Here is a 5,031-nt window from a genome sequence, read left to right on the forward strand (position 1 = left end):
GCCCTCTGGACCTGGGGGCTCTCTCGCGGTGCCGGACGTCCGGGGGGGGTGGCCGGGCTCGGCCCGGGGGTCACGCCGCCCGGTCACGTCCTGTCCTGGTGATACCCCGTTCTGACGGCGGCTCAACCGTTTGCCGCCGGGCCCGTCGGGGATGCTTCCGGTGGCGGTCTGTTCGAATCCGGACGGGCGCCGCGCGCCGAGGTGGGGGAGGCGGGGGCCATGGCGCTGACGCAACCGCAGTCCGGGGACACGACGCAGGAGCGGGGAGCGGCGGGGGAGGCGGGCCGCCCGGCCGAGGCAACCGCCGTGCTGCGCGGCAACCTCGCCACCACCGCCTGCATGGAGACCCTGCAGGTGGCCTACCTGCACGCGGTCGCCGCGGCGGCCGGCTGCTCGCTGTCCCAGCCGTTCCCGGACAACGGGATCGACTGGCAGGTCAGCCACGGCTCCCCGGCCCACACGGTGGACGACGAGGTCACCATCAAGATCCAGCTGAAGGCCACCCAGCAGATCGCGGCGGCCCCCGCCGGGTCGCACTTCAGCTTCACCCTGGACAACGACCACCTGCGCAAGCTGGCCCGCGCGCAGGTCGCGGTACCGAAGATCCTGGTGGTCATGCTGCTGCCGCGGCAGGTCGACCACTGGCTGCTGGCCCGGCCGGACGCCCTGGAGCTGCGGCACTGCTGCTACTGGGTCAACCTGGCCGGCCACCCGGTCACCGGGCAGCGGCGCACCAACGTCCGGGTGCCGGTGGCCAGGGTCTTCGACGACCGCGCACTGTGCGAGATCATGGCGAGGGTCGGCGCGGGCGGCAGCCCGTGACCGCCCGGCGCCCCCTGCTGGGAGGAGCGGACGCATGACGGCTATCCGGATGTCCGAGGACGGAGCACCGGCGCTGCCGGATCCCGCGGCGGTCGACCCGGCGCTGCTGGCCACCCTGCTCGCCCGGCACGGCTGGGTCCGGCGCGGCGGGCCGACGGCCCGCTACGGCAGGTGGACCCCGCCCGGCGACGGCGACCCCGACACCAGCGTGCTGGTGCCGGCCGGCGGCGGCTTCGACGACGCGGTGGACCTGCTCGCAGACGCGGTGACGGCGCTCTCGCGCTCGCACAGCCCCTCGGCCCGCTCGATCCTGCTGGCGCTCACCGTGCCGGGCGACGAGATCCAGTGGCGGCGCGAGCAGCCCGGCGTGCCCGGCGCCGTCACCTGGGAGGGCGAGGAGCGGCTGCACCGGGCGGCCCGGGCCATGCTCGGCGCCGCCGCCAAGGCCGCCCGCAGCCGGGCCGCCTACTTCGGCGCCCGGCTGGACGGCTGGGCCGGGGACTTCGTGCAGCGGGCCCTGGTCGTCGGCGGGGCGTCCGGCCCGGCGTCCGCCGCGGGCGGCCTCACCGCGTACACGCCCGCGCCCGAGGGCCGGGCGGCCGTCACCACGCTGGTCCGGGCGTTGGAGGCGATGCGCGACGCGGTCGACTACCGGCGGGTCAGCGGCGGTCTGGAGGCCTTCGAGAACGCCGTGCAGAGCGGGGTCAGCCGCGAACTGGTGGAGGCGGTCCAGGAGCTGGTCCGCGGCGCCACCGCCGCGCAGGTGTCGGTGGCCTGGTCGGCCGCGGTCGGCACCCCGGGCGGCTTCGGCGACCGGCGGATCGTGCTGGACTTCTCGCCCGGCGACCTGCCCGCCCTGGAGGAGGCCGCCGACCTGCTGGAGCGCATCGAGCCGGCCGTCGCCGTGACGGTGGTGGGCGTGGTGGTGCGGCTCAAGCGCGGTGGTCCGGCCGGCCCGGGGTCGGTCCGGCTGCGGGTGCTCGGCGGCGCGGAGGTCGCCGAGGTGAGGGTCCGGCTGGACGAACGGGCCTACCGGCTGGCGGCCGAGGCGCACCTGGCCGGCACCCCGGTGCGGGTCAGCGGGCGGCTGGAGCGGCGCGGCGGCTTCCGCAAGCTCGGCCACCCGCGCGACCTGGAGCCCGTCCGGCTGGAGGACGCCGAGCGCGAGCGGCTGCTGAAGACCCTGGGGGACGCCGAGCCGCAGTGAGCACCACCCCTCGCCGCCGAGCACCCGCCGTGCGGACCGCCACGGCCGTGCGGACCGCCCTGCCGCCATCCGGACGGCACCCGCCGGCATCGGGCGAGGCCGGGAGGGCATATAGGTGCGCGAGGCGGTCGCCGGTCTCGGTACCATCGTGAACGCGCAGCGAAGTGCTGCGTCTCACGCTTCCAGCACGTCAGGAGAGACCGGTGACGGACGTCCGGGTAATCATCAACCGCGAACCCGATCGGGAAGAGCGCGTGGTGACCACGGGCACGACGGCCGCCGAGCTCTTCGCGGACGACCGCTCGATCATCGCCGCCCGGGTCGCCGGCGCGCTCAAGGACCTCGCGTACGCCGTCCAGGACGGCGACGAGGTCGAGCCCGTCGAGATCGGCAGCAAGGACGGCCTGGACATCCTGCGCCACTCCACCGCGCACGTGATGGCGCAGGCCGTGCAGCAGCTGTTCCCCGAGGCCAAGCTCGGCATCGGCCCGCCGGTCAAGGACGGCTTCTACTACGACTTCGACGTCGAGAAGCCCTTCCACCCCGATGACCTCAAGGCCATCGAGAAGAAGATGCAGGAGATCATCAAGCGCGGGCAGAAGTTCTCCCGCCGGGTGGTCACCGACGAGTCGGCCCGCGAGGAGCTGGCCGCCGAGCCGTACAAGCTGGAGCTGATCGGCCTCAAGGGCTCGGCCTCCGCCGAGGACGGCTCGAACGTCGAGGTGGGCGGCGCCGAGCTGACCATCTACGACAACCTGGACGCCAAGAGCGGCGACCACTGCTGGGGCGACCTCTGTCGCGGCCCGCACCTGCCGAGCACCCGGCACATCCCGGCGTTCAAGCTGATGCGCAACGCGGCCGCCTACTGGCGCGGCAGCGAGAAGAACCCGATGCTGCAGCGCATCTACGGCACCGCCTGGCCGTCCAAGGACGAGCTCAAGGCCCACCTGGACTTCCTGGTGGAGGCCGAGAAGCGCGACCACCGCAAGCTCGGCAACGAGCTGGACCTCTTCTCCATCCCCGAGGACATCGGCTCCGGCCTCGCGGTCTTCCACCCCAAGGGCGGCATCATCCGCCGCACCATGGAGGACTACTCGCGCAAGCGGCACGAGCAGGAGGGGTACGAGTTCGTCTACACCCCGCACGCCACCAAGGGGAAGCTCTTCGAGAAGAGCGGCCACCTCGACTGGTACGCGGACGGCATGTACCCGCCCATGCAGCTCGACGAGGGCGTGGACTACTACCTCAAGCCGATGAACTGCCCGATGCACAACCTGATCTTCGACGCGCGCGGCCGCTCCTACCGTGAACTGCCCCTGCGCCTCTTCGAGTTCGGCACCGTGTACCGGTACGAGAAGTCCGGCGTGGTGCACGGTCTGACCCGTGCCCGCGGCTTCACCCAGGACGACGCGCACATCTACTGCACCCGCGAGCAGATGGCGGACGAGCTCGACTCGACCCTCACCTTCGTGCTGGACCTGCTGCGCGACTACGGCCTCACCGACTTCTACCTCGAACTCTCCACCAAGGACCCGGAGAAGTTCGTCGGCTCGGACGAGACCTGGGAGGAGGCCACCGAGGTCCTCCGCAAGGTGGCCGAGAAGCAGGGCCTGCCGCTGGTGCCGGACCCGGGCGGCGCGGCCTTCTACGGCCCGAAGATCTCCGTCCAGGCGAAGGACGCGATCGGCCGCACCTGGCAGATGTCCACCATCCAGCTGGACTTCAACCTGCCGGAGCGCTTCGACCTGGAGTACACCGCCGGGGACGGCTCGCGCCAGCGCCCGGTCATGATCCACCGTGCCCTGTTCGGCTCGATCGAGCGGTTCTTCGCGGTGCTGCTGGAGCACTACGCCGGCGCCATGCCGCCGTGGCTCGCCCCGGTCACCGTGGTCGGCATCCCGATCACCGACGAGCACGTGCCGTACCTCCAGGAGGTCGCGGCCGAGCTGAAGAAGCGCGGGATCCGGGTCGAGGTGGACGCCTCGGACGACCGGATGCAGAAGAAGATCCGCAACGCCCAGCGCAGCAAGGCCCCGTTCATGCTGATCGCGGGCAACGAGGACATCGAGGCGGGCGCCGTCTCCTTCCGCTACCGCAACGGTGAGCAGAAGAACGGCGTGCCGGTCGCCGACGCGATCGCCGAGATCGTGGACGCCGTGGAGCGTCGGATCCAGGTGTGACGCGGCCCCGCACGCGCGGGGGTGATCCGAAGATCCGGAACGCGCACAAGCAGAAGTTCCGGTGGTCCCCGCACTCGCGGGGGTGCTGAGGTGCGGGGCGGACTCCACGAGTCTGCCCCGCACCGCTTCGCAAGCGGCCCTCGGCGAATATGCTGATCAGCATGACGAGTGAGCCGGAACTGCAGCGGGGCGTCGGGGAGCCGGACGGCTTCCGCCGCCTGTGGACCCCCCATCGGATGGCCTACATCCAGGGCGAGAACAAGCCCACCGGTCCGGCTCCGGACGACGGTTGTCCGTTCTGCTCGATCCCCTCGCTGACCGACGAGGAGGGGCTGGTCGTCGTCCGCGGCACCGCCGTGTTCGCGGTGCTCAACCTGTACCCGTACAACGGCGGGCACTTGATGGTCGTCCCGTACCGGCACGTGGCGGACTACACGGAGTTGGACGCGGCCGAGACGGCGGAGCTCGCGGTCTTCACCAAGAAGGCGATGACCGCCCTGCGCGCCGCCTCCGGGGCGCACGGCTTCAACATCGGGATGAACCAGGGCACGGCGGCGGGCGCCGGCATCGCCGCGCACCTGCACCAGCACGTGGTGCCGCGCTGGGGCGGGGACACCAACTTCATGCCGGTGGTCGGCCACACCAAGGTGCTGCCGCAGCTGCTCGCGGACACCCGCAAGATGCTGGCCGAGGCCTGGCCGCAGGGCTGACCCGGGCATCCGGCCGCCACGGCCGGCACGGGGGGGGGGGGGGGGCCCCGCCGGGGGCCGGCCCGGCCGCCCGCCCGCCCCCCGCCCCCGGCCCCGGCCCGGGGGGGGCCCC

Annotated in this window: 4 protein-coding genes; all 4 read left to right on the forward strand. The window is 72.8% G+C overall.

The features are described 5' to 3' along the window. The first annotated feature begins 219 nt into the window (after window positions 1-219). The 4 genes from ACFTWP_RS18965 to ACFTWP_RS18980 all read left to right on the forward strand — a co-directional run bounded on the left by ACFTWP_RS18965 (window position 220) and on the right by ACFTWP_RS18980 (window position 4,919). Window positions 220-822: a DUF4365 domain-containing protein gene (locus tag ACFTWP_RS18965; protein ID WP_380265745.1), complete on the forward strand. Its 603-nt coding sequence runs from the start codon at window positions 220-222 to the stop codon at window positions 820-822. A 34-nt stretch (window positions 823-856) separates the two neighbouring features. Next, a complete protein-coding gene (locus tag ACFTWP_RS18970; RefSeq protein ID WP_380265746.1) occupies window positions 857-2,029 on the forward strand; it encodes a hypothetical protein in 1,173 nt (390 codons plus the stop codon). A gap of 203 nt (window positions 2,030-2,232) precedes the next feature. Next, window positions 2,233-4,209 carry a threonine--tRNA ligase gene (gene thrS, locus ACFTWP_RS18975; RefSeq protein WP_380265747.1) on the forward strand — a complete coding sequence of 659 codons (1,977 nt, stop codon included), beginning with the start codon at window positions 2,233-2,235 and terminating at the stop codon, window positions 4,207-4,209. Between the two features lie 149 nt (window positions 4,210-4,358). Continuing rightward, complete coding sequence (locus tag ACFTWP_RS18980; RefSeq protein ID WP_380265748.1) at window positions 4,359-4,919, forward strand: HIT family protein; 561 nt, start codon at window positions 4,359-4,361, stop codon at window positions 4,917-4,919. Window positions 4,920-5,031: the final 112 nt, after the last annotated feature.

Origin of the sequence: Kitasatospora sp. NPDC057015 (assembly GCF_042673745.1) — a bacterium.
Classification (GTDB): domain Bacteria; phylum Actinomycetota; class Actinomycetes; order Streptomycetales; family Streptomycetaceae; genus Kitasatospora.